Source organism: Sulfuricella sp. T08 (genome assembly GCF_000971475.1).
Taxonomy (GTDB): Bacteria; Pseudomonadota; Gammaproteobacteria; order Burkholderiales; family Sulfuricellaceae; genus Sulfuricella.
Map to the genome: position 1 here is coordinate 40,765 of NZ_DF967535.1, position 23,857 is coordinate 64,621.

Here is a 23,857-nt window from a genome sequence, read left to right on the forward strand (position 1 = left end):
TGATTATTCCAGCGCCCGCCCCTCCCCTGCCTCCTCGAAAGTTCTCCCGTCGCGGATGTTGTAGATGCGCTTGAACGTGGGGATGATTTTCTCGTCATGGGTGACGACGATGATGGCGGTCTGGTACTGGCTGGCCATCTGGTTGAGGATGCGCATCACGGCCAGCGCCCGCTCGCTATCCAGAGGCGCGGTGGGTTCGTCGGCCAGGATCACCGGCGGCCGGTTGGCCAGCGCACGGGCAATGGACACGCGCTGCTGCTCGCCGCCGGAAAGTTCAGAGGTTTCTGCCTTCGCCCGGTGTGCCACGTCGAGCGCCTGGAGCAGCTCCAGCGCCCGAGCGCGGGCTTCTCCGTTGGGCCGTCCCGCCAGCATGGGCAACAGCGCCACGTTGTCGGTCACGTCGAGAAAGGGGATCAGATAAGGGGCCTGGAAGATGAAGCCGATGCGATCCCGGCGCAGCACGCGCAGGTCGGAAATCTTCCAGCCATTGTCGTAAATTACCTCGCCGCCCAGGGTCATGCGGCCGCGCGTCGGTTCGATCACCGCCCCCAGGCATTTGAGCAGAGTGGTCTTGCCGGAGCCGCTGGGGCCGATGAGGCCGACCACCTCGCCAGGGGCGACGCTCATGTTCACTTCCTTGAGCGCATCGACAGCAGTGTCTCCCTCGCCGTAACGCTTGCTCAAGCCTTCGATGTGGATGCCGATGCCTTTTTCCATCTCAGCCTCCAATCGCCGTGGCCGGATCGATCTTGAGCGCCGCGCGTATGGCCAGGGTGCTGGCGAGGGTGCAGACCACCATCACGATGACGAAGCCGCGCACCGCATCACCCGGTTCGAGCAACACATATCTCGGGAAGGCCGGCCCCCAGATGGTGGCGGCTATCTTGCCCACGGCGAAACCAATCAGACCCAAGCCCAGCGCCTGTTGCAGGATCATGCTGGCGATGGTGCGGTTGTGGGTGCCGATCAGCTTCAGCACGGCGATCTCCCTGATTTTGCCCAGGGTCATGGTGTAGATGATGAAAGCCACGATGGCGGCGCTGACGATGGTCAGAATCACCAGAAACATGCCGATCTGCTTGGCCGAGGTGGCAATCAGCTTGGCGACCAGAATCTCCTCCATCTGCTCGCGGTCGAAGACCTGTAAATGCTTCCAGCGGAGAATGTCCCGCGCCACCATCTCGGCAGAGCGGCCCTCGGCCACCCGCACCAGCACCGCGTTGACGTTGTGGTTGCTGGTCTGCGAGGCGTTGATCGCGTCCAGCAGGCCCGGCACGCCGGGACGGTTGAGGGTGGGGTTGGCGGCAGTGCGGGAGCGCTCGTTGACGATGGCGTCATTGTCCTTGAGGAATTGCGCTTCCTGGGCGTCCTTGAGCGGAATGAACACCATCGGGTCGCCACCGGAGGACACCATGCGCCGGGTGAGGCCGACTACGCTGTAATCGTGGCGGCGGATGCTGATACGGTCGCCCAGGGCGAAGCCGGTTTTGACATCGGCTATCGCCTCGTAATGGCTGCGGGTAACGCGCCGACCCGCCACCAGGTGGCTCGGCTCGCCCGGTTGTCCTGGCTCGAAGCCCACCACCATGGTGCGCACGTCGATGCTGCCTTTGCGCACCTGCATGGTGAGATAGGTAACATTGGCGGCCTGCGCCACGCCAGGCATGCCGAGAATGCCGCGATACACATCGTCGTGGATGCTGGACGATTCGGCATAGGGGCCCAACGTGTCCTTTTGCACCACCCACAGATCGGCGCCGCTGTTGTTGAGCAGCACCTTGGCATCGTCCACCATGCCGCGATAGACGCCTGCCATGGTGAACGTAACGCCGATCAGCAACCCGAGCCCCAGTCCGGTGAGAACAAACTTGCTCCAGGAATGCAGGATGTCACGACCGGCCAGGCTGATCATTTCCCTTTACCGCCCAATGAAGCAACCACCTTGATGCGGCTGTCATCCTTTAGATCGCTCTCGCTGTAGACAATCACCTCGTCACCGGCTTTCACCCCTTCGACAATCTGCACCTTGCCATCAAGACCCTCCGCCCCGGTTTTCACCGGCACGAAGCGCAGATGTCCGTCCGCACGCAGCCACACGCCGGCTTTGGCGCCGCGATACCGCAGTGCGGCATTCGGGACCAGCAGCGTATCGCGAATCGCAGGCGGATGCAGCGTCACCTCGGCCATTTCGCCGGTGGTCACCCCTTGCGGCAAACTATCGAAAGCCACCTGGGCAAGTCGCTCTTCGGTCACGCTGTCGCTCACCGGTTCGATACGGACGACCTTGCCTGCAAATAGTTTCCGGGCTTTGGATCGGAGCGTGATTTCGGCAGGCAATCCCACCTGCAATCCTGCGGATCGGCCCTGGTCCAGCCGCGTTTTGACCCACAGGCTGGCAGGATCTACCAGTTTGAGCACGGCCTGTCCGGCCACGACGGTGGAGCCAGGCTCAGCATCGCGCGAAGTCACCACACCGTCGGCGGGCGCTTCCAGGCGTATGTTCATCCGTTGCTGTTTCACCCCCTCGCGGTCGGAATCCAGACGGCCCACGTCTTGCCGGGCACTCGCCAAGGCGGACTCGGCGGCAGCAAACTGGGCATCCGCCGACTGCTGTTGCTGCAACTTGCCATCCACCACGCTCTGACTGACAAACCCCTTGTGGCCCAAATCAACGTAGCGTCTGGCCTCGCTGGCGGCCAATGCCTGGCGGCTCTTCGCATCGTTCACCTGGGCTTGTGCCGTCGTCACGGCGCTCCCGGCGCGGGCCGTTGCAGCGGCCGCGGAAGTCACCCGCGCGTCGAGGTCAACCGGGTCCATTTCCGCCAGCAATTGGCCCGCTTTCACTCTGTCTCCTACATCCACCAGCACGCTTCTCACCCGTCCGGCGGCAGTCGGCCCGATGAGGTAAGCGCGCCGTGCCTCGACCGTGCCGATGCCGAACAGGGCGGGTGCCACTTCTCCTTTGGCAACCTGGGTCACAGTCACCTTGATCGGCGCGAGCGGGCCGCTCGTAGTGGCCACCCAGCCCAAGGTGAACAACAGCGCAATGCCAAAAACGGCAAACCAGACCTGCCGTGGCAGGGTTATAGGCATTTTCATCGTTTTTCCCTAATAGCTTTATCTTAAAATCGGCCTTTCCACCGCAGAGGAAGGGAAGCACCAGCAAGCCACATTCACTGCCCCTCAATCTCCAGGTAGACGCGGCTGGCATTGCCGCCCTTGAGCAGATCGAAGTTGATCAGGTGACTGAAGGCGCTCTGATCCAAACTGTCGATGGCGTCTTGTAAAGCGATCCCTTTATCCACCGCCTGCTGCATATGCAAGATCAGCAGGCGCAGGTAATCCCCGGTCTCCCGACGCGCCCTGGCAAGGTCACATACCTGTCCGTGGCCGGGAATGATCGTCTTCGACTTGAGTTTCTCCATCATCTCGAAAGAGGCCAGCCAGCCGGTTGCACTACTGAAAGGCAATACCCCGAGCAGACGGTCCACATAAATCATGTCGCCGGCAAACAGCACGTTCTGCTTCGGCAGCCACACCACGCTGTCTCCCGGTGTATGGCCGCCGTGGAAATACAGCAGCTGGATTTTCTGCCCGCCCAAACGCAGTGTTTCGGACTGGTCGAAGAAGCGGTCGGGGTAGACAGGCCGCGTCCCCACCACTTTCTTGTCCAAGGTCTGGCGCAGACCGTCCAGCTGCATCTCGCCACGCGTCTGCATGTCGGCCAAGGCGGGCCGGGCGGCAACAATCTCGGCGCCGATGGATTTGAAATAGCCGTTACCCAGCCAACGGTGATCCTGGTCGCCGGTGTTGACCACGATTTTCACCGGCTGTCTGGTCACCGTCTTGATAGCACGGTGGATTTCCTTCGCTACTTTCCAGGTCGGGCCACTGTCGATCACCACCACGCCCTCACCGGTGACGATAAAGCCGGTGTTGGCATTCATACCCTCGTTATCAGCGGTGCGCATCCCCGTATCGCCGATGAAGGCATACACATCGGGGGCCACCCTGACCGGCGTGAGGGTGAGTGCAAAAGCATTGCCCATCGCCAGGCAGGAGAGGAACAGAACGATACTGGTCAGGCGGATCATCCTGTTTATTGAACGCGGTAAGTCGAGTGGCAGGCCACGCACTGCTGCGTCACCTTCGAAAGGCTATCCAGGGCGCGAGGGAGATCGCCTTCCTGCGCGGCCATGGCAAAACGGCTCGCGGCATGATGCATTTCCGAGCCGATAGCCTGCATCCCCTTGGGCATGTACGGCGCCATGTGCGAGGCGTTGTGCGCGACCATCGAAGTCATTCCAAGCCGGTGTTCGGCGATGTCCGCCGCCTTGTCCAGCTCAGAATTGGCCAGCAGCGCCAGAATTTCGTTCAGCGCCGCCAAATGATCGCGCATGTTGGAAAACTGATGCTGTCTCATCATCTCTGGAAAATTGACCTTCTCGCGGGTATCGTCCGCCGCTCCTGCGGAAGGCAGGATGGCAGCCGTCAACGCCAGCACGCATACGATTTGAAACGGATTTTTCATTTTCTTGCTTGCTCGGCGCATTAATCGGAAGCTCATGTTAAATCAGTCTTCCGCATGTCATATATGATTTCAGTCATATGAGGCAAATCGGGATAGGACTTTCAAGCATTTCCAAACAGTTTCTTAAAGACGCTTTCGCGATGGTCAGAACTTGCCCGATTTCATCGGCCGCCAGCCGGGGTGATCGAAATAGCGGTCGTAGTTTTCAAGGGCATGCATCACTTTCGAGGCGCCACCACGTCGATCCAGTTCCTTGTTTTTCCCCTCCATAGCCTCCGCGCCTGCGATGATTTCCGCCAGCACGAGATGGAACATGGCATCGGCTCCCTTGTCCAGCTTGCAGTTCTGCACCATGAAGGCGATCTGTTCATTCACCCGTTTGGCCCGGATTTCGAACTGGGAGGGATCGGCCTTGCCGGCATAAATGGCCGGAATCGGCTCTTCCATCGCATCACGGATGCGGCCCATACCCTGGCGCAGACTGGCATCGGTCGGCCATTTCCTGCCCTGATTAAGCGAAAGGGCCGACGGCGCACCGGACGATGCGCCGTGCTCATGGTCGTGGTCAAGCGCCGCCGCCCGGCCCGCCAGGATCAAACTCAGTACGATGCCGGTTGTTGCCACTAGGCGAGTTGCCTTGATAAAAAACGAATGCATAAATTCTCTCCTGATTACTTCAGATAATTGTCAATGGATGTTCCCTCTGGCCTTGCTCTCCCCTCCAACTGAAATCAGCGCTGCCTTTCAGACACCCAGACATAGAACATCGGCAGGTAGAACAGGGAGAGCACCGTTCCCAGCAGCAGTCCGCCAATCGCAGCATCGGCCAGCGGGGAAAGGCGCTCCAACCCAACCGCGCGCTGCATGGCGATGGGAATCATGCCGGCGATTGTACCGAAGGCAGTCATCAGGATCGGGCGGTAGCGCAGCCGGATCGATTCCATCGCCGCCTCGAACGCGCTGCTGCCTTCGCGGCGACGCTCCTGGATGAAATCTACCATCAGGATGGAGTTTTTAATAATGATGGAAAACAGCAGGACGATGCCAAGAATGGCGGGCAAGGCCAGCGCCTTGTTGAAGGCCAGCAACCCCCATACCGCTCCGATGGCGGAAAGCGGCAGGATAATGATCGACAGCAGCGCCAGGGCTACGCTGCCGTAGGCCGGGGCAAGTACGCCGAACAGCAGCAGCACTCCCATCCCCAAACCCGTCAACATGCGCTTGCTGGAATCTGCTGCTGCTGCATTATCGCCCTTGTCACTCGCTTCCACGCCCGGCGGCAGCACCTTTTGAGTTGCCGCCAGCGAGTTCTCGCTGAGTATGCTGATCGGCGCGGTATTGCGATAGCCCAGCACGTCCAGACTGTAGCGGTTGCCGTTAGTGGTGAGCAGGGAAAGTCCTGGCTGGTTAACGATGTAACTGATTTCGCCCAAACTCACCATGCTGCCGTCCGGCAAAGGAATGGGCAGCAAGCTCAGGGTGGCCGGGTTCGATCGGTAGGGTTCGCTAAAATAGCTGCGAACAGGGATTGCGCTTACCGTGGGCAGTTTACTCATGCTGGCCACGGCCGCGCCCTTCAGGGGCAGCTGGGCGAGCACAACGTCGGGGGTCAGGCCGAGTGTGCGCAGCTTGTCCTCGTTCAGCACCAGACTGGCTTCCGTGGTGTTGGCGTCCCAGCTCACGGAAACCGACGACAATCCGGGAACAGTTTGCAGCGCCGCTTTGACGCGTTCGGCCGCAGCCGGCAACAGCCTCCAATCTTCAGCGGTGAGGCGGATGTCGACCGGCGCCTTGATGGTGGAAAGAGCGGTCGCTCCGGAATCATAGGCATCGGCGATAGTCACCCCCGGCAGGGCCGCAAGCTGGCGGCGCAAATCCGCCTCAATCTGCCAGCTGCTTTCCGCGCGCTCTAGGCGGTTGACATAGGTTATGGCGAGAGTCGCCTCCGCCGGCAGTTGGCCGGAACCGAGGGAAATCACCCCCGCTTCGGAACCGAAGGTGGTGCTCACCCGCTTCACACGTTTGTCCTGCATCAGGCGTGTTTCAAACTCCTTGAGCCGGCTTTCCGCCACACCCACAGGCTCGTTGGCGCCGAATTTCGCATGTACCCGTACGATGCCGGTATCCATCGGCGGCAACGCGTCCTTGCCAATCAGGGGAATGATGGTCTTGAAGCTGAACACCAGCAGCATGAAGGCGGGAATCACCAGGATCAGGCGGCGGAAGAAGCCGCCGTTGAAGGCAAAGCGCAGCGCGCCGGCATAGAGCCCCGCTCCCGGCGCTACGGTGCGCTGGTAAAACCGTTCCATGAAGAGTTCGAGGCGGTTCTTGGGCGGCAGGCCGTTGCGGTACCAGAAGGCGGAAAGACGCGGGATGAAGGTCACCGCCACGAAGTAGGAGGTGAACACTGCGATCACCACCGCCAGGATCAGGTGCTTGAATATCTGCTGGGAAAAGTCGCCGACGAACATCAGCGGCGCGATCACCACCGCCGTCGCCAGGGTGCCGACGAATACCGGGAACAGCACCTCCTCGGTACCCCTGCGGATTGCGGTATTCACATCCTCGTGCAGTTCGCCCAGATGGCGCTCGATGTTCTCCAGCACCACCACGGCGTCGTCCACCAGCATCCCCAGCGCCAGGATGATGCCGGTCATCACCAGGATATTCATTTCCTTGCCAAGTAGCCACAAGATCGCCACGGTGGAGAGAAATACCAGCGGAATGGAGATCAGCGCGGTCGCCACGGCGCGCCAGTTGCCGAGGAAGAACAGGATCACGATGCTGGTGAAAATAATCGCGTCGCGCAACGCTTCCGTCATATTACTGTTGGAGGTCTGGATCAGCTCGCCCTGCGTGTCGGCTACGGAAAATTCAATATTGGGGTAGCGCGCCTTGAGTCGGGGAAGCTGCCCCTCGATATCGTCGATCGCCGCCTGTACCGCACCGCCCGGTGCGCGCATCACCGCCACGGCAATGGCCTGCTTGCCGTTGCCGTGGTAGGCGGAATAACGCTCGGCATGGCCGAGGCTAAGCTCAGCCACATCGCTCAGCGTCAGGCCATGGATCAGCGGCAGCAGGCGCAACGCCTCAACATTGGCGCGTTCGCCATAGATCGTAAGGGTCAGGCTGCTGTCCTCGCCCTGGGCGGTGCCCACCGGCCAGTCGCGATTGAGCTTGTTGATCAGGTCCTGCAATTGCGCCTGGGAAATGCGGTAGCGGGCAAGTTTGAGGGGATCGAACTCGACCCGCACTGCCGGCTCGTAGCCGCCGAACACTTCCACGTTGGCAATCGCCGGTTGTGTGACGAGAGCGGTACGAATGTCGTTTTCCGCCAGCAGGCGCACCTGGGCAAGCGTCAGTCCGGTACCCGTCTTGGGTGACAGCGCCAGCACCATTACCGGCGAGGTGAAGCCGCCCACCGCGTAAACACTTGAAGGCGGCACCTCTGGCGGCAGCTTGCCACGCACCCTGGATAGTGCGTTATTCACGTCCAGCAGCGCAGCATCCATCCCCTTTTCGTAATTGAACTCGGCGCGCACGATCGAGACTTCGTTCTTGTTGGTGCTTTGCACCTCGCGGACGTGGGAGAGCGCATACAGCTCCTGCTCGATCGGACGCGACAGTTTCTGCGTCACGGTCAGCGCGGAAGCGCCGGGGAGTTGGGTAATCACCGTGACCTGCGGCCGCTCCACGTCGGGATACATGTTGCGCGGCATGTTCATGTAGCCGACCACCCCCAGCAGCGAGGTGATCGCCAGTATCATCTTCAGCAGCAGCGGACGATTATGAAAGAATTTGAACAGCATATTTTACTTCCCGTCCTGGACGCGGAAAGACACCCCGGCAGCCAGCCGGGTCAGGATATCGGAGCTGGCACAGGCCACGCGCTGGCCAGCAAGCCGGTTGTCCAGCGTGGCGGCGCCCTCCTCCCCCGCTGCCGCCAACACAATGCGCAGCGGCTCCAGCTTCTTGTCGTCCGGCAGCCGCAGCACGGTGGCGAACTTCCCGTCGTCATTAAACAGGCAGGCGCGGGGCAGAAGCAGAGCCTGGCTGGATTCGAACACCACCGTGCGAACTTCGATGCGCGCGCCGGGAATGAAGGATCCATCCTGGGTGCGCGCCTCATAGCGGCGCAAGCCTTGCGGACTGGCTTCGGGCCACGGGCGCAGCGGCAAGGTCTGGCCGCCGACGCGTAGCGCCGTCGGCTGCACGCTTTCCGGCACGCTGACCAGCAAACGGTTGCCGGAACGGGTATCGACGATCTTCAGCAAGGGTTTGCCAGGCGTGGCCAAGTCGCCCGGCTGCACCAGGCGCTGGCTGACCACACCGTCGAAGGGCGCCGTTACCGTGGCATTGCGCAGGTTTTCCCTTGCAACCGCATGGCGGGCTCGCGCAGCAGCAAAGGCGGCATCGGCCGACTGGAGCTGCTCCTGGGAGACCCCCTGGATCGGGTACAGGGCTTGAGCACGACGCAGGCGTTCCTGCTCGGCCTTGAGGTTGCTTTCGGCAGCAGCCAGATCGGCATCGAGCGAGCTGCCCTGCGCTTGTCCCAGGCTTGGCGGACTCATGTCGAGCCGCGCCAGCAGGTCGCCGCGCTTGAAGCTGTCACCCTCGAATAGCGGCAAGGCAGTTACGTAGGCGGTCAGCCGGCTCGCCACCATGCTGTCGCGCACCGCCTGAACATCGGCGGTGGTACGCAGGGTCAGCGCCACCGGCCCGGTTTGCAGGGTTAGTGTCGTCACCACCACCGGCAACGTCTGCGGGGTTGTTTCCTGGGTGAGCTGGTGACGCTTCTTCATGATCAGCGCAACTCCGGCACCAATCACGACAACAAGGATCAGCACTACGACGGCTTTATTTTTCATTTTGCATCCATTCGGGCAATATAATTTTCAGTCGGCAATCCGGTCAGCACCTGTGCCGCAGACCAGGTAGCTGCGGCGCGTGCCTTGGCTTGCTCCAGGCGAAAGCGGGCGTCGAGCAGGTCCCGTTCATGACGGAACAGGTTTTCCAGGGTCTGGCTGCCGAGGCGTTGCATTTCCCCCTGTACTGCGGCCACCTGCTCGCGGTAGGCGACTTCCTTTTCCATCGCCAGGGCATCCGCGGCAGCCGAATCGTAAGCGGCGCGCAGGTTCGCCAACTGGCGTGCGCTGTCGCGCGCGGCAGACTCGCTCTGCTCGGCGGCAGCTCGAGCATTAAGCCGCTGCGCATCCGCCTGCCGGTATTGGGACATGCCCAGCGGCAGGCTCACCACGCCGCCCAGCGCCCAAGTGTCGCGATGGTCACCGCCGCCGATATTGCGAAAGTAATTGGCGTCCAGGCTCAACGAGGGTAGCAGCGCCTGGCGACTTTCATCGGCCTGGGCACGCGCCGCTTCGCGGCGGGCCTGCGCAATCCGGGCCGGAAGAGTGCTATCAGAGGTGACATCTTCCCAGGCAGGAACATGGATACCGGCACGAGTCGGCAGGAATTTTTCGCGGCTGCCGGCTTCTTCGAGATCGGCCTGCGCCTGGATCAGCGCACCGTTGAGCACGGCCTCGTCGGCAATCAGCCGCGCCAGTTCGCTCTCGGCATAGCGGGCATCGACTCCCGCCGCCTTGCCCAGCTCCACTTCCTTCTTGATGCGACTATGCGTGGCCTCGATTCGCTGGCGGTAAATGGCAAGTGCCTCGCGCTGTTTGAGCAGTGCCTGCAGGGTGAGATAGGCGCTGGCGGTCTGGTGCAGCTTGAGCAGGGTTTGCTGGCGCGCCAGCAGTTCGGCCGCATCCAGGTCATACTGCGCTCGTTCCCGGTTTGCGGCGATCACGCCGAACAGGTCCACTGGCAGGCTGTAGGCCAGCCCAGCCTGGCTGATCCGGTCGGAGATGAGGGGAGCGCCGGGCGTACCCGGGGTATAAACCCCCACCACACGCTGGCCTTCATAATTGTGCCACCCGGCCGACAGCGCTGCACTACCGAAATACCTACCGGTCGCAGCATCCTTCAGTGCCCGCGCCGCCTCGACCTGGCTGGCTGCCGCGCGCGCCTGGGGGTGCTGCAGGGCAACCTGCAGCAAATCTCCCAACTCGCCCGCCTGTGCCATTGAGACCAGCATCAGGACAACCAGAGCGGCTGGTGCTAGATTGTGCTTTATCCGGATTATCATGCCTTCCTCATTATTTTAGACTTGTTCCTCATTATTCCGTGACCGGATTCCATCCAGGTAAATCGGGAAAACTTTCTTTGCCGCTTCAGGCAAGGCACGTTGGCTGCCAAATAAATTCCATTGCAACACCAAGCCCTGGATCATGCCGATAAACAAGGTGGCCGCACTACTTTCATCGAGATCGGGGCGAGCAAAACCGGTCGCCTTGGCTTGGGTTAGGATGGCTGCAATTTTGCCCTCGTAACCGGTGATGACTTCCTGGATCAGCTGTTTCAAACGTGTATCCCGGCGCAGCAGCTGATCCGAAAACACGATGCGCGGAAAGCCCGGATGCCTGGAAATAAAGGACAAATGCGCAAAAAATATATTTTCCAGCGCCTCCAGCGGATTCTCGCTTCGTGCAGCGGCAGTTTCCACCACGCTCAGCAAACCAATGCGTATCCAGCGAATCGCCGCCAGCCATATCTCATCCTTGGTCGGAAAATGGCGAAAAATAGCTCCTTGGGTCAAGCCCATCGCGTTCGCCATGTCTTGTGTGGTCACGGCATCCACCCCGCTCTTAGCCGCGAGCTCGATCGCTACCTGAACAATCTCTTCCTGACGTTCCTCCGCGCCCTTACGGCGCTTGCGGGGTATGTCAGCATTGTCTGTCGGGGTATTCTTTGGCATCTTCCACACATTAAGATAGTAATCAGTCACTATCCTATCTAGAGGAAAACATCATGTCAATCCATGACGCAGCAAATTTTAAAACGAATGGCAATTGACCTTTCCACATCATCAAAGTAGAATGCGGCCTCTTCGGGGTGTAGCGTAGCCTGGTAGCGCGCCTGGTTTGGGACCAGGATGTCGGGAGTTCGAATCTCTCCACCCCGACCAGGATTTGTCCGACAATCTGCCCGTAGCTCAACCGGATAGAGCACCAGCCTTCTAAGCTGGGGGTTACAGGTTCGATTCCTGTCGGGCAGGCCAGTTTGGTCTGTTTCATCAGTGGTGGCTGTAGCTCAGTTGGTAGAGTCCCGGATTGTGATTCCGGTTGTCGTGGGTTCGAGCCCCATCAGCCACCCCAAATATTCAAAGGCTTGCAGCGATGCAGGCCTTTTTCACGTCTAGAATTCTGTGAAATGTAACCAGTATGTAACCGCATTTGCTCAATGGCACAGCGTTTTGATTGGTTATCACTGGACGGTTCACTTTCTGGCAGGATCGAACGCCACAATCTGCCCCATCCCATTGTCGGTCATTCTTACACTTCCACATCCTGAATTAGGACATAACTCTCCAAGTTATTGTATCTAACGCATTGATTTTTCTTGGTACACATGTTGCTTAAGTATTCAGTTAGTCTGGAATGTGCGAAGACTCGGTGTTTCTGCACGCTTGGGTCCGTTGCAAAACTTCACGGTGACGCTATCCGATTGGCGCGTCCCGCTCCGCGGCAGCCGAGTGCACCCATTTTCGTAACAAATATGCGACAGCAATTTTTACCCTGCTAGTATTTAAGAGAGAATATTTTCGACAATAATTTGGCGGATGGTATCGAATAAAGGGCCATCAACGCGTTAGAGAGAGATGCTGGGCATGGATGTTCTATTGGTTGAACCCGAACCAGCAATGAGCGCGTTGCTGCAATCCGTGCTTGAAAGCCGTGGCCATACAGTCACAGCGGTCGCTGATGGCGAAAGTGGCTGGGAAATCTATCAGTGTCGCCACTTTTCCATGGTGATCCTGGAATGGCTATTGCCGGAAATGAACGGACTGGAAGTATGCCGTAAGATTCGGAGTAGCCCGAAAGGAGCAGACAGGCAGATTTTGGTGATCACCTTGCGCACGAACCCCGGTGACCTCAAACAAATACTGGCTGCCGGCGCCGATGATTACCTCGCTAAGCCTGTCGAGAGACCACTCCTGAACATACGGCTTGAGATTGCCGAACAACGTGTTAGCAACCTGATACATCAACGGAAAGCCGAGGAAGGTCGTGCCCAGGTCCAGGCCATGCTCAAATTGGTGCTGGACACAATTCCCTCACGCGTATTCTGGAAAAACAAGGAGAGCCGCTACCTCGGCTGCAACCGTCTCTTTGCACTGGATGCGGGCTTGAAAAACCCTGGCCAGATCGTTGGCAAGACTGATCGTGACTTGTGCTGGTCCGAGCAGGCCCAGCTATACATTTCAGATGATCGCGCAGTAATGCAGTCCATGCAGGCCAATGTAAATTACAAAATACAGAAGACCACCCTGGATGGTGCATCAATGTACCTGGAAGCCAGCAAGATCCCCCTGAAGGACAGGGAAGGCAATCTGGTAGGTGTGCTGGGCACCTACCAGGACATTACCGAGCGCAAGCGTGCGGAGACCGAACTGTTTGAGGCGCAAAGCAAACTTGTCGCCATGTTCGATGCTCTTCCAGACATGCTGTTTGAACTTGATCTGGACGGGCGCTACTTCGACTACCATTTTTCACGTCCTGAATTATTGGTCGCACCTCCAGAAGTATTGATCGGCAAGACCGTGTACGACATCTTTCCCCCCGAGGCAGTGGATGTGGTCATGTCGGCACTGCGCGAAGCCAATGAAAAAGGACGTTCCCGTGGTGGACAGATAGAGCTGAATGTTCCGCTTGGCAAAATGTTGTTCGAGCTCTCCATTGCCCGCAAGCCTGTCGCAGCGGGGTTGGCGCCTCGTTTTGTCGTTCTGTTGCGCGACATCACCGAGCGCAAGCTGGCCGGCGAAGCAATTCGCAATGGCGAGCTCTTCATGCATGCCATCCTGGATTCCGTGTCGAATCAGATCGCCGTGCTTGACAAGAACGGGGGGATCTTGGCCGTAAACGAATCCTGGCGGCGCTTCGCAGTGGAGAACAGCACCGTGCCCGGCCAAGCCGCGGCTCGCACCGGAGTGGGAGAGAGCTACCTGGCGATCTGTCAAGCCAGCACCGGCTATTCCTCCGATGGAGCCATGGATGCCCGGGACGGCATTCTGGCGGTACTTGAGGGCCGCCAGTCCACCTTCAGCATGGAGTATCCCTGCCACTCTCCGGACCAGAAGCGCTGGTTCATCATGACCGTCACACCCCTTGGACCTGAGGCCCAGGGGGTGGTCATCTCCCATACCAACATCACCGAGCGCAAGCAGGCCGAGGCGGAAGTCAGCGCCCTCAACCTCAGCCTGGAAGTGCAGGTACGAGAGCGCACCAAGGAGCTGCTTGCCAAGGAAGAGCAACTGCGTGAAACCCTGGCGCTGAACGATAACATCCTGATGAAGTCCACCGTAGGGATTGCGGCCTATCGGCAGGACGGCCAGTGCGTAATGGCCAACCCGGCGTTTGCCTCAATAACCGGCGGCACTCAGGAACAGTTGCTGAAACAGAACTTTCGCCAACTCAGCTCATGGCAGGCTTCGGGAATGCTGGAGGCGGCGGAGCATGTGCTGGCCACCGGCGCTAGGGTGGAGCACAAGGTTCGATACCTTACCAACCCTGGCCGCGACGTTTGGGCGCGAGATCAGTTATCCAGCTTTACCAGCCGAGGCGAGCCGCATCTGCTGCTCATGCTTGAGGACATCACCGAGAAGAAGGCTGCCGAGGAGGAATTACGCCTCGCCGCCAGCGTGTATCAAAACTCGTCTGAAGGCATCCTGGTCACCGATGCGGCAGGCATCATTCTGTCAGTCAATCCTGCCTTCACCGAAATCTCCGGATACGCGGCAGACGAGGCGCTGGGGCAGAAAACCAGCCTGCTGAGATCCGACCGCCATGGACCTGAATTTTACCGCTCTATGTGGGAAGCCCTGACCAAAGAAGGTTGTTGGCGGGGAGAGGTCTGGAACCGGAGGAAGGACGGGGAGGCCTACCTGGAGTGGCTCTCCATAAACCGCATCGAAGCCAGTGCCGGAGCCCCCATCCGTTACGTCGCCGTTTTCCACGATATCACCGAACTTCGGCGCAAGGACGAGGATATCCGGCACCAGGCGTTCCACGATGCCCTCACCGGCCTGCCCAACCGCGCCCTGATGAAGGATCGCCTTCTGCACGCCATCGAACGGGCGAAGCGCGAGGGTGGTCGGCTTGCGGTGATTTTCATCGACCTCGACCGCTTCAAGGCCATCAACGACGGGCTGGGCCACGACGTCGGGGATCTTCTGCTGCAAGAGGTGGCTCGCCGTATCAAGAGCCGGATGCGCACCGTGGACACTGTGGCTCGGCTGGGGGGGGACGAGTTCGTGGTTCTCATGGAGGATCTGAGGGATGCCGGAGATTGCGCCAGCCTGGCGCAGGAACTGATCGCCGAGATCGCACGCCCCATGGAACTGAGCGGGCATACTGTAGAGATCAGCGCCTCCATGGGAATGGCCTTTTACCCCGAGGACGGGGCGAATCCCCTGGAACTGATGAAGTGCGCCGACTTGGCCATGTACTCTGCCAAGTCGGCCGGACGCAACACCTATCGCTTCTTCCAGCAGGACATGCAGGACCGGATCAGCCAGCGATTGAACCTGGAGATGGAACTGCGCCTCGCCTTAGCCCAGCGTGAACTGGAACTGCACTACCAGCCCAAGGTCGACCTGGCTACGGGCAGGATTCACGGTGTCGAGGCTCTTTTGCGTTGGCGCCACCCGCTGCGCGGGCTGCTTCTACCAGCCGACTTCATCCCCCTGGCGGAGGAGTGCGGTCTAATCTTAGGGCTCGGGGACTGGGTGCTCGACGAGGTCTGCCACCAGTCGGCCGTCTGGCAGGCAGCCGGCCACACTTTCAAGATTGCCTTTAATATTTCGCCGCACCAGCTGGAAATGGGAGACCTGGTAACGCGCATCTCCGAACTGACCGCCCTCCACGGGATTGCCCCGTCGGACCTGGAAATCGAGCTTACTGAGAGCGCGGTGATGGCGTATTCAATACACGCCGCCAGCGTGCTCTCTCGCCTGCGCGGGATCGGTGTCACGGTAGCGGTGAGCGATTTCTGCGCGGGTTACTCCAGCCTGTCCTACCTGCGGAAGCTGCCCATTGATATCCTGAAGATCAACCATTCGTTTGTTACGGATGCAGACAGCAACGTGGAGGACGCCCAGATTGTGAAGACCATTCTTGCCCTGGGGCGGATGTTCAAATTGACGATGGAAGCTGAGGGTATTGAAACCAGCCACCAGGCGGAATTGCTGCAATCGTTCGGCTGCGGCATAGCCCAAGGCTACTTCTTCTCACGCCCCCTGCCAGCGCGCGAATTCGAGGGTTGGTTGGACAAGATAATTGACTCACCAGCGCACGAATTCGAGGGTTGGCTGGACAAGATAATTGACTCAAGCGACCGCAAGCCCAGTCTCGAATAGCCCCTCGATATCGTTGAATATCCAGGCTGCGTCTTGTGATTCCGGTTGTCGTGGGTTCGAGCCCCATCAGCCAGCCCATAAACAAAATAAAAAAACTGCCACCCCAGGCGGTTTTTTTCATTGTCGAGCGTTCATCAGCGCCTTCCCTGCCCGGTTTGATTCTTGCAACAACCAAAATACGGTAAACTGCAAAAAAACCTAGCGGATGATCCTATTCGCATAAACCATAGAGGCAAAAAATGGCAAGCAGCGCAAGCGATCTGGTCAAGGACATTGGTGGCCTTGTCACGCTCCCGGATGTTTATTTGCGCATCAACCAACTGGTTGAAGATCCAAACAGCACCACAGAGGATATCGCCAAGGTTATCAGCCGAGACCCTTCCTTTACTGTGCGCCTGCTGCGCGTAGCCAATAGCGCACTATATGGGCGCTCTTCCACCGTCGACACTGTCTCCAGGGCAGTAACCCTGATAGGCACTTTGCAGATACGCAGTCTGGCTTTGTCCATGTCCGTGGCGAACAGTTTCGCTGGCCTGCCCAACGAACTGGTGTCGATGGAAAACTTCTGGCGGCACAGCCTGCTTTGCGCCTTGGCCACGCGTCACCTGGCGAAAGAAGCTCGTCGTTGCGACCCGGAAGCCCTCTTCACCGCCGGACTGCTGCATGATATCGGCGAACTGGTCATTTTCAATCGCATGCCTGAACAGGCCAGGGAAGCACTGCTTATCGTGCTGGACAGCCAGGATGAGGTGCCCATCCACAAAGCAGAACACCAGGTAATAGGCTTCGCTCACAGCGAAGTGGGAGGCGAACTGGCGCGGGCATGGAAGCTCCCACCCCTGCTGGAAGATTGCATCGCCCACCACCATGATATTGAGAATGCCAAACAATTCCCCAGAGAGACTGCACTGGTGCACATTGCCAACATCGTTGCGCTGATGGCGGAACTGGACACGTTCGATCCTGAAGATGTACCGCCGATCGATCCGCGCGCCTGGGAAGTCACCGGCCTCACCGAGGAATCGGTGGTACCGGCAGTACGCCTGGCTCAGGAAGAAATTTTAGAGGCTGAGAAACTGTTTCTAGACAAACGGTAGCCGCCCACCCTATCAGGCACACATTTATGGCACTCACATCCAGCCCAAAACCACCACCGCCTCCACCGACACTGCCCGGCTTTGAGCATGTTCGACGCTCATGGAACGAAACCTACCAGTCCTACGCGGCCCGCATTCTGCCGGGTGAATACTATGTCACCCGGCACGACGAAGGTGTTTATACCACTCTCGGCTCGTGCATTTCCGCCTGCATCCGCGACAAAGTTCTTGGCATCGGCGGCATGAATCACTTCATGCTCCCAGCCACTGAGGCATCCGAAGCCGATGCCTGGAAAGCCTCCAGTCAGAGTTCAGCCACACGCTATGGCAACTACGCCATGGAACATCTGATCAACGAAATCATGCGCAATGGAGGTAAACGTGAAAATCTTGAGGTTAAGGTCTTCGGGGGCGGCCGCATCCTGCAAAACATGACCGATGTCGGTCGGCGCAACATCGAATTTATCCGCGACTACCTCAAAACAGAAGGTCTGCTGGTGGCATCGGAAGACGTGGGCGAAATCTTCCCCCGCATGGTGGTTTATTTTCCGACCACTGGCCGGGTGCGGGTCAAGAGACTGCGTTCCTTGCATAACAACACAATCGCCTCACAAGAAATCAGCTACATCGATACGCTCAAAGCAAAACCAGTCACGGGAGAAGTCGAATTGTTCTGAGTTATTGCTGTTGATGCAGCATCGAAAACCGACTGGCTGCCAGGGTAGGTTCTGAGAAACTTCGTTCAGAATAGCTCAATCAGGGGGCGAGGTTTGGCTATACCATATCCTTGCATATAGTCAACGCCAAGTTCACCCAGAATTTTCACGATTGCCTGGTTTTCGACGAATTCTGCAATTGTTTTTCTACCCATGACATGCCCGATATGGTTGATCGATTCAACCATTGCGTGATTGACTGGATCGGAGGCAATATCCTTGACAAACACCCCGTCAATTTTCAGGAAATCCACCGGAAGGTTCTTGAGATAGGCATAAGAGGATAATCCACTTCCAAAGTCATCGAGGGCGAAACTGCAACCATGGCTTTTTAGCCGCTCAATGAAATATTGAGCCTTGGCGAGATTGCCAATGGCTTCTGTCTCAGTGATCTCGAAACAGATTTTTTCCGCTGGAATCGAGAACTCCCGCAACTGATTTTCAATGTGAGTCAGACAGCCCTCGTCACCCAGGGAGCGTCCGGAGAGATTTACCGACCCGAACTCCAATGCTTTCAAGTGGGCAGGATGATCCGCCAACCAGCGAAAGTAGGTGCTGATCACCCAGTGATCAATAGTGGCGATCAAATTGTAGCGCTCCGCTGCAGGCAGAAAACTCCCCGGAGGAATCAGATTGCCCGACTCATCCAGCATGCGGATGAGAATCTCGTAGTGGCTACTCAGGTCTGCCGGGGCGTCGTGGCGGACGATCGGCTGGCAATAAAGCACCATGCGCTGGTCTTCCAGCGCCTTGGTGATGCGTGGAGTCCATTGCATTTCTCCATGCCGCGCGTGTAGCGCCTGATCTTCTTCATCGTGAACATAGATGTTGTTGCGCCCCACCTCTTTCGCCATGTGGCAGGCAGCATCGACATGGCTCAGGATGGACATCACGGATTCACTTTTGCGATCAATCCCGATCAATCCTATGCTGATGCCGATGCGGAAGGTGCTGCCACCCCAAACAAAGCGGAAATGCTGGGTCATCTCCTGAATCTTGCCGGCAACATTCAGTGCTTGCTCGACAGAACAGTTTTCCAGCAGGAGTCCAAATTCGTCGCCCCCTACCCGTGCCAGGGCATCTCCCTGGCGCAACAATCCTAACAACTGAACGGTATACAATTTTAGCAACTCATCACCAGCAACATGGCCGCAGGTGTCGTTAATCACCTTGAACTGGTCGACATCCATATGAAGCAGGCTATGTTCCTTGCCGCTGACCTGGACATCACGAATTGCCTGCTTCACCTGGTATTCAAATTCGCGGCGGTTGAAGAGCCCGGTTAAAGCATCATGCGTAGTCTGAAAGGAAAGTTGCTTGGCAAGTTCGCGTGCCTGACTGACATCGCGGAAGACAAGTACAACGCCGGATGCTTGCCCACCATGACCTCGAATAGGCGCGGCAGTAGGTTCGATGTAAATTTCACGTCCGTCACGCCCTACCAGAATAAGGGAGCGAAATGAAGGAGAAAGCCGCCCCTCACTCAAACAGTGTGCAACCAGGTCCATTGACGGTTGGCGGCTATCTTCGAAGAACAGAGTTCCCAGTTCCGCAAGTTGTTTTAATCTCGCTTCGTCCAACTGAGTGGCAAAAAGCTGTTCAGCGACCGGGTTGAGATATTCGATACGTCCCTGGGTATCCGTGGTGATAACTGCATCACCAATGGACGAAAGCGTAACCTGAACTTTTTCCTTTTCGCTGAAAAGTGCCTGATTGGCATTTTCCAGTTGCACGATCAAATTATTATTATCGATGGCAGTGGCGATCTGACTGGCGAGCAAAGTAAGTAAATCGAGATCACGCTGGTCGAAGTCGCCCCCACCGATCTTGTTGATGCCGGCAATGCCACCAAGGAAATGATTTTGGCCGACCAAGGGAACGAGGATGACGCTGCCAACCTCTTTTTCCCACTTGTTACGCTCTTCCGCACTGAGTTCCTTGAGCACACCACGCCACCAAGGGCGCTGATGCTTCCACACCCATCCGCAGATGCCCATGTTCAGATCCAGGCTCTCCCCGACGATCTCTTCAGCATGGAGACCATAGCCGGCGCGGTAAGTGTAAGTAGAGCAGTTTTCGTCCAGGACGGGGATAAGAACCGTTTCAGCCTTGATCAAACCTTGAGCAAAGACGGCCACCATTCGAAAAATGGTCTCGAGATCTAGTCGTTCGCGGACTGCAGCGACCACTTCCTTGAATAGCGCGATCTGCTGATCGCGGTCATAAAGCTCATCTCGAAGTTTGATAACCAGTTGATCTAAAGAGATTTCTAATCTATTATTCATTTGGCATTCATCAGATCTCGACGTTTTTTCGTTATTTGAAGTCTCTCACGGATGAGAGCGTCTTGGTGTCTTAATCAAATTAAGACACAGTCTAATCATTAGCGCAATAGCTTGCGCCCTGCCTTTGGGTGTTCCGGCGCATGACAGGCACGGCGGAAAACCTGTAGATTTTTCTGGGCGTGGCCCAGCACGCTGCCATGGGGGTAGCTGCCCGCCTCGTTCGCCATGCCGGCGGGGATTCCCGTCAGCAGTTCAATCCCCTCGTTCGCATGCTCTGCGGTATAAATATGGAAAAGCCCCTTGGCAACAGCCTCCACGACCTTGCTCTCCAGCATCAGGTGGCGCCGATTACGATGGGGAATCAGCACCCCCTGGCTACCGTCCAGCCCAGCTGTTTCGCAAATGCGGAAATAACCCTCGATTTTTTCATTGATTCCGCCCACCGGTAGCACTTCACCGTACTGGTTAACCGCGCCGGTAACGGCGATGCCCTGCCTGAGCGGCAGGCCGGACAAAGATGAGAGCAAGGCATAAAGCTCTGCGCAGGAAGCAGAATCTCCTTCTACGCCATGGTATTCCTGCTCGAAGACGATGGAGGCATTGAGGGAAATTGGAGCGATATGCGCGAATAGTGCAGCCAGATAGTTTTGCAGAATGAAAACACCCTTGTCGTGAATCGGACCGGACAATTCAACCTCACGCTCGATATTCAGCAGACCGTCATCACCAGCGAAGGTGCGCGAGGTAATTCGTATCGGGAAACCAAAACGGTAATCGCCCAGATCGACCTGCGTCAGGCCATTAATCTGACCCACTCTCTCGCCATGCAGGTCAATCAGCAGATCTCCCTCGGCGATGGATTCGCGCAGACGCTGGTCTGGATAGTCGTGCCGCCAGGTGCGTGCCTGTAGTGCTGCCTCGACGTCCTCAGCCTCGACCAATCCATTCTTGCGGGTACAGCAGTTAGCGGCACTTTCCATCACCAGCGCCTCGGTTCGGGCGAAGATCGCACTTTGTCGCGCCTGATCGTCCACATCACGGTGACCATCTTCCAGCAAGCGCGCCACCGCTGAGGAAGAAAAATGGGGTAACCCAAGCTGACGGCAGGCGTGGGCGACAAAAATCGACGAGGCTCGCCGGGTTTCAACGCTGGATGAAAAGCTTTCTGCAAAATCCACCTTCACCCGGAAGTGGCGTGCGAATTCCGGGTCTTCCTCCTGCAAGTCGTAATACTGTTCGCGCGAACCGATCAGCACGATCTTGACCTCGACATCAACGGCTTCCGGCTCGAGCGACACCGCTGCAATCGGGGAAAACGAAGTTCCCGGCTCTTCGATCTGCAGCCTGCCGCTGCGCAGAAAGCGTCGCAGCTTTTCCCACACCAGAGCGTCAACCAGCAAATCACGCAGGTGCAGCATGAGGAATCCGCCATGCGCCTTGAGTAGGCTTCCGGCACGGATGCGAGAAAAATCTGTCACCAGCACGTCGTTTTCAGACTGGTACTCAATGCTGCCAAACAGCATGCGGAACAGCGGATTATCCTCGACAATCACCGGCGCGCCCGAGAGTCCGCCATTGTCCACTACCAGGTTGACCCGGTAACGGGACAGCGCACTTTCCAGGCTCTCCTGCCGGCTTTCCTCATCGTCATCGGCAGCCTGGAACAGCGCCAGGTTGTCGAGCACGTCATGGGCCATATCGTCCAGCCAGGTATTCAGCTTGGCGGCATCCTTGATCTGCTTCTTCAGGCCGGCGCGGATTTCCTGAAGGCCATGATCCAGCAGCGGTTTCACCACTTGGCGACGCAGCGCCGCCAGCGCTTCGTTCATCACCCGCTCCAGCGGCCGGGTTTTCTCGAAATAAAGGGTGATCTCGACACGCAGTTCCTGCTCGGCCTGCTCTACCGCAGCCCGGCGCTCCTTCGGCAGGGAAAGCACCTCATCCTCGGCCAGCGGCTGTCCCGCCTCGCCCAGCAGAGTAAACACCATCCGCCCGGCCTCGCGGTGGATGCTGAAATTGCGCGCTTCCGCAAAGGCGGAGAGTTCAGCATAAGCCTTGGCTTCATCATCCTTGTAGGCTTTTTCGATGTGCGCGCATTCGGTCTTGAAATCCTGTCCCGCCAACTGCTGCGGGATTTCCGTCACCAGGGATTTCGCCATCTTCAGCAGGAGCTGGCGCAGCTGGCGCCCCTGCCCCGCTGGCAGGCGTAGCGCCAGAGGTCTTTCCGGGGTATCGAAGTTGTGCAGGTAGCACAGATCCGGCGGCACCAAGCGCTCGACTGCGATCGCCTGCATCGCCTGCGTTAGCAGGGAAGTGCGGCCACTACCGACCTCGCCCAGCACGAACAGATTGTAATCTGGCTGATCCATTCCCAAGCCGAAGCGGGCGGCCGTTTCGGCTCGCTCCTGGCCGATCCAGGGCAAGGGCAGGTTGAGTAGTTCGGACGTATCTGAAAACCCCAGCGATTCGGGGGCGATGGTCAGGCGAAGATCAGCGGGTGTCAGATTTGAAATGGGCATTTGTTAACCACAGAGACATTTAGAGACACAGAGGATTCTTGTATCCTAACCTGAATTGCGCGCAAAGCCGCTATCATCAGGAATCTCCCCCTGGTTTTCTCCGTGTCTCTGTGCCTCTGTGGTGAAATATCTTGTTATTTGTTTCCACTCAGCGCACAGCTGTTGGTTTCGGCCAACTGCAGCGGCAGATCACCGCTCCTCCCGCCGATACTGCCGACGGCATGCACCGCTGCAACGTAATGCTTATCCTCATGCAATCTGTCCCAACTTTCCGGGTGCGTCCGGCCGTGCATGCGAATCAGGCGCGCCATGCCCAGTGCCGGCATTTCCCATTTCAGACCAGCCAGCAGTTCGTCGGCGCTTTCCGGCTTGTTACACACCAGCACCATATCGCAACCCGCCTGCAGCGATGCCTCGGCGCGTTGCACCACACCGCCTGCTGTGCTGGCGCCTTCCATGGAAAGATCGTCGCTGAAAATCACGCCGTCAAAGCCGAGTTCCTTGCGCAGGATATCCTTCAGCCAGATGCTGGAGAATCCTGCCGGCAGCTTGTCCACCTTCGGGTAGATCACATGTGCCGGCATCATCCCGGCAAGGCCAAAACCGATCATCTGCCTGAAGGGGATCAGGTCATCCATCTCAATGTCGGCATAGTCGCGCTCGTCCACCGGGATTTCCAGATGCGAGTCGGCGCGCACGAAACCATGACCGGGAAAATGCTTGCCCACCGCGGCCATGCCGCCCTGTTTCAGGCCCAGCGTCAGGCTGTGCGCAAGAACTGCAATGGCCTGCGGGTCACGGTGGAAGGCGCGATCTCCGATCACCCCGCTTTGCCCGAAATCGATGTCCAGCACCGGGGTGAAGCTAAAATCCACGCCGCTGGCTCGCAGCTCGGCCGCCAGCACCCAACCGGTCTGGTGCGCCAGTGTCTTGGCGCGGTTCGGATGTTCGTCCCAGATATGTCCCAGCTCGCGCATCGGCGGCAGGCGGGTGAAACCATCACGGAATCGCTGCACCCGACCGCCTTCATGATCCACGGCAATCAACAGATGAGGGTTGCGCAAAGCGTGAATTTCAGCGGTCAGCCTGGCTAGCTGCACCTGCGAGGAATAATTCCTGCTGAACAGGATCACACCGCCGACCAGAGGGTGTTTCAGTCTTTTCCTGTCCTCGTCAGTCAATTCGGTGCCGAGAACATCGAGCATTACCGGGCCAAGAGTCATTTTTGATTTT

16 protein-coding genes and 3 tRNA genes are annotated in these 23,857 nt (G+C 58.2%); 6 read left to right on the top strand and 13 right to left on the bottom strand.

The window, feature by feature from the left end; all coding sequences use genetic code 11:
- Positions 1-3: 3 nt before the first annotated feature.
- From SCT_RS08290 to SCT_RS08335, 10 genes are all read right to left on the bottom strand, one after another.
- The gene (locus SCT_RS08290; RefSeq protein WP_059421530.1) at positions 4-717 is read right to left on the bottom strand and encodes an ABC transporter ATP-binding protein; all 714 of its coding nucleotides are present in this window, start codon (positions 715-717) and stop codon (positions 4-6) included.
- A 1-nt stretch (position 718) separates the two neighbouring features.
- Positions 719-1,912, bottom strand: a complete 1,194-nt coding sequence (locus SCT_RS08295; protein WP_059421532.1) for an ABC transporter permease — start codon at positions 1,910-1,912, stop codon at positions 719-721.
- The gene (locus tag SCT_RS08300; RefSeq protein WP_059421535.1) at positions 1,909-3,099 is read right to left on the bottom strand and encodes an efflux RND transporter periplasmic adaptor subunit; all 1,191 of its coding nucleotides are present in this window, start codon (positions 3,097-3,099) and stop codon (positions 1,909-1,911) included. The genes SCT_RS08295 and SCT_RS08300 overlap by 4 nt, the downstream gene beginning before the upstream one ends.
- Before the next feature lie 74 nt (positions 3,100-3,173).
- A complete protein-coding gene (locus SCT_RS08305; protein WP_082098246.1) occupies positions 3,174-4,094 on the bottom strand; it encodes an MBL fold metallo-hydrolase in 921 nt (306 codons plus the stop codon).
- Positions 4,095-4,099: 5 nt separating this feature from the next.
- Positions 4,100-4,531: a cytochrome c gene (locus SCT_RS08310; RefSeq protein ID WP_059421703.1), complete on the bottom strand. Its 432-nt coding sequence runs from the start codon at positions 4,529-4,531 to the stop codon at positions 4,100-4,102.
- Between the two features lie 144 nt (positions 4,532-4,675).
- Positions 4,676-5,188 (bottom strand): hypothetical protein, encoded by a 513-nt coding sequence (locus tag SCT_RS08315; RefSeq protein ID WP_059421540.1) that lies wholly within the window; start codon positions 5,186-5,188, stop codon positions 4,676-4,678.
- Positions 5,189-5,262: 74 nt separating this feature from the next.
- Complete coding sequence (locus SCT_RS08320; protein ID WP_082098247.1) at positions 5,263-8,340, bottom strand: efflux RND transporter permease subunit; 3,078 nt, start codon at positions 8,338-8,340, stop codon at positions 5,263-5,265.
- A 3-nt stretch (positions 8,341-8,343) separates the two neighbouring features.
- Positions 8,344-9,399 carry an efflux RND transporter periplasmic adaptor subunit gene (locus SCT_RS08325; protein WP_059421542.1) on the bottom strand — a complete coding sequence of 352 codons (1,056 nt, stop codon included), beginning with the start codon at positions 9,397-9,399 and terminating at the stop codon, positions 8,344-8,346.
- Positions 9,396-10,679, bottom strand: a complete 1,284-nt coding sequence (locus SCT_RS08330) for a TolC family protein (protein ID WP_059421544.1) — start codon at positions 10,677-10,679, stop codon at positions 9,396-9,398. The genes SCT_RS08325 and SCT_RS08330 overlap by 4 nt, the downstream gene beginning before the upstream one ends.
- 15 nt (positions 10,680-10,694) lie before the next feature.
- Positions 10,695-11,348: a TetR/AcrR family transcriptional regulator gene (locus SCT_RS08335; RefSeq protein WP_059421546.1), complete on the bottom strand. Its 654-nt coding sequence runs from the start codon at positions 11,346-11,348 to the stop codon at positions 10,695-10,697.
- A 133-nt stretch (positions 11,349-11,481) separates the two neighbouring features.
- Here SCT_RS08335 and SCT_RS08340 point away from each other — a divergent pair.
- The 6 genes from SCT_RS08340 (at position 11,482) to cheD (ending at position 17,781) form a co-directional block, all read left to right on the top strand.
- Positions 11,482-11,558, top strand: a tRNA-Pro gene (locus SCT_RS08340).
- A gap of 16 nt (positions 11,559-11,574) precedes the next feature.
- Positions 11,575-11,651 (top strand) — tRNA-Arg (locus SCT_RS08345).
- A gap of 21 nt (positions 11,652-11,672) precedes the next feature.
- A tRNA-His gene (locus tag SCT_RS08350) sits at positions 11,673-11,748 on the top strand.
- 512 nt (positions 11,749-12,260) lie between these two features.
- The gene (locus tag SCT_RS08355; RefSeq protein ID WP_159107890.1) at positions 12,261-16,007 is read left to right on the top strand and encodes an EAL domain-containing protein; all 3,747 of its coding nucleotides are present in this window, start codon (positions 12,261-12,263) and stop codon (positions 16,005-16,007) included.
- Positions 16,008-16,246: 239 nt separating this feature from the next.
- Positions 16,247-17,104: an HDOD domain-containing protein gene (locus SCT_RS08360; protein ID WP_059421550.1), complete on the top strand. Its 858-nt coding sequence runs from the start codon at positions 16,247-16,249 to the stop codon at positions 17,102-17,104.
- A gap of 26 nt (positions 17,105-17,130) precedes the next feature.
- A complete protein-coding gene (gene cheD, locus SCT_RS08365; RefSeq protein WP_059421552.1) occupies positions 17,131-17,781 on the top strand; it encodes a chemoreceptor glutamine deamidase CheD in 651 nt (216 codons plus the stop codon).
- 65 nt (positions 17,782-17,846) lie between these two features.
- On the opposite strand, the gene SCT_RS08370 is transcribed toward cheD, so the two are convergent.
- The 3 genes from SCT_RS08370 to nagZ form a co-directional block, all read right to left on the bottom strand.
- Positions 17,847-20,105, bottom strand: coding sequence for an EAL domain-containing protein (locus SCT_RS08370; RefSeq protein WP_059421554.1), 2,259 nt, complete (start codon positions 20,103-20,105; stop codon positions 17,847-17,849).
- Positions 20,106-20,203: 98 nt separating this feature from the next.
- Positions 20,204-22,624, bottom strand: a complete 2,421-nt coding sequence (locus SCT_RS08375; protein ID WP_059421558.1) for a Lon protease family protein — start codon at positions 22,622-22,624, stop codon at positions 20,204-20,206.
- Between the two features lie 134 nt (positions 22,625-22,758).
- Positions 22,759-23,847 carry a beta-N-acetylhexosaminidase gene (gene nagZ, locus SCT_RS08380; RefSeq protein WP_059421562.1) on the bottom strand — a complete coding sequence of 363 codons (1,089 nt, stop codon included), beginning with the start codon at positions 23,845-23,847 and terminating at the stop codon, positions 22,759-22,761.
- Positions 23,848-23,857: the final 10 nt, after the last annotated feature.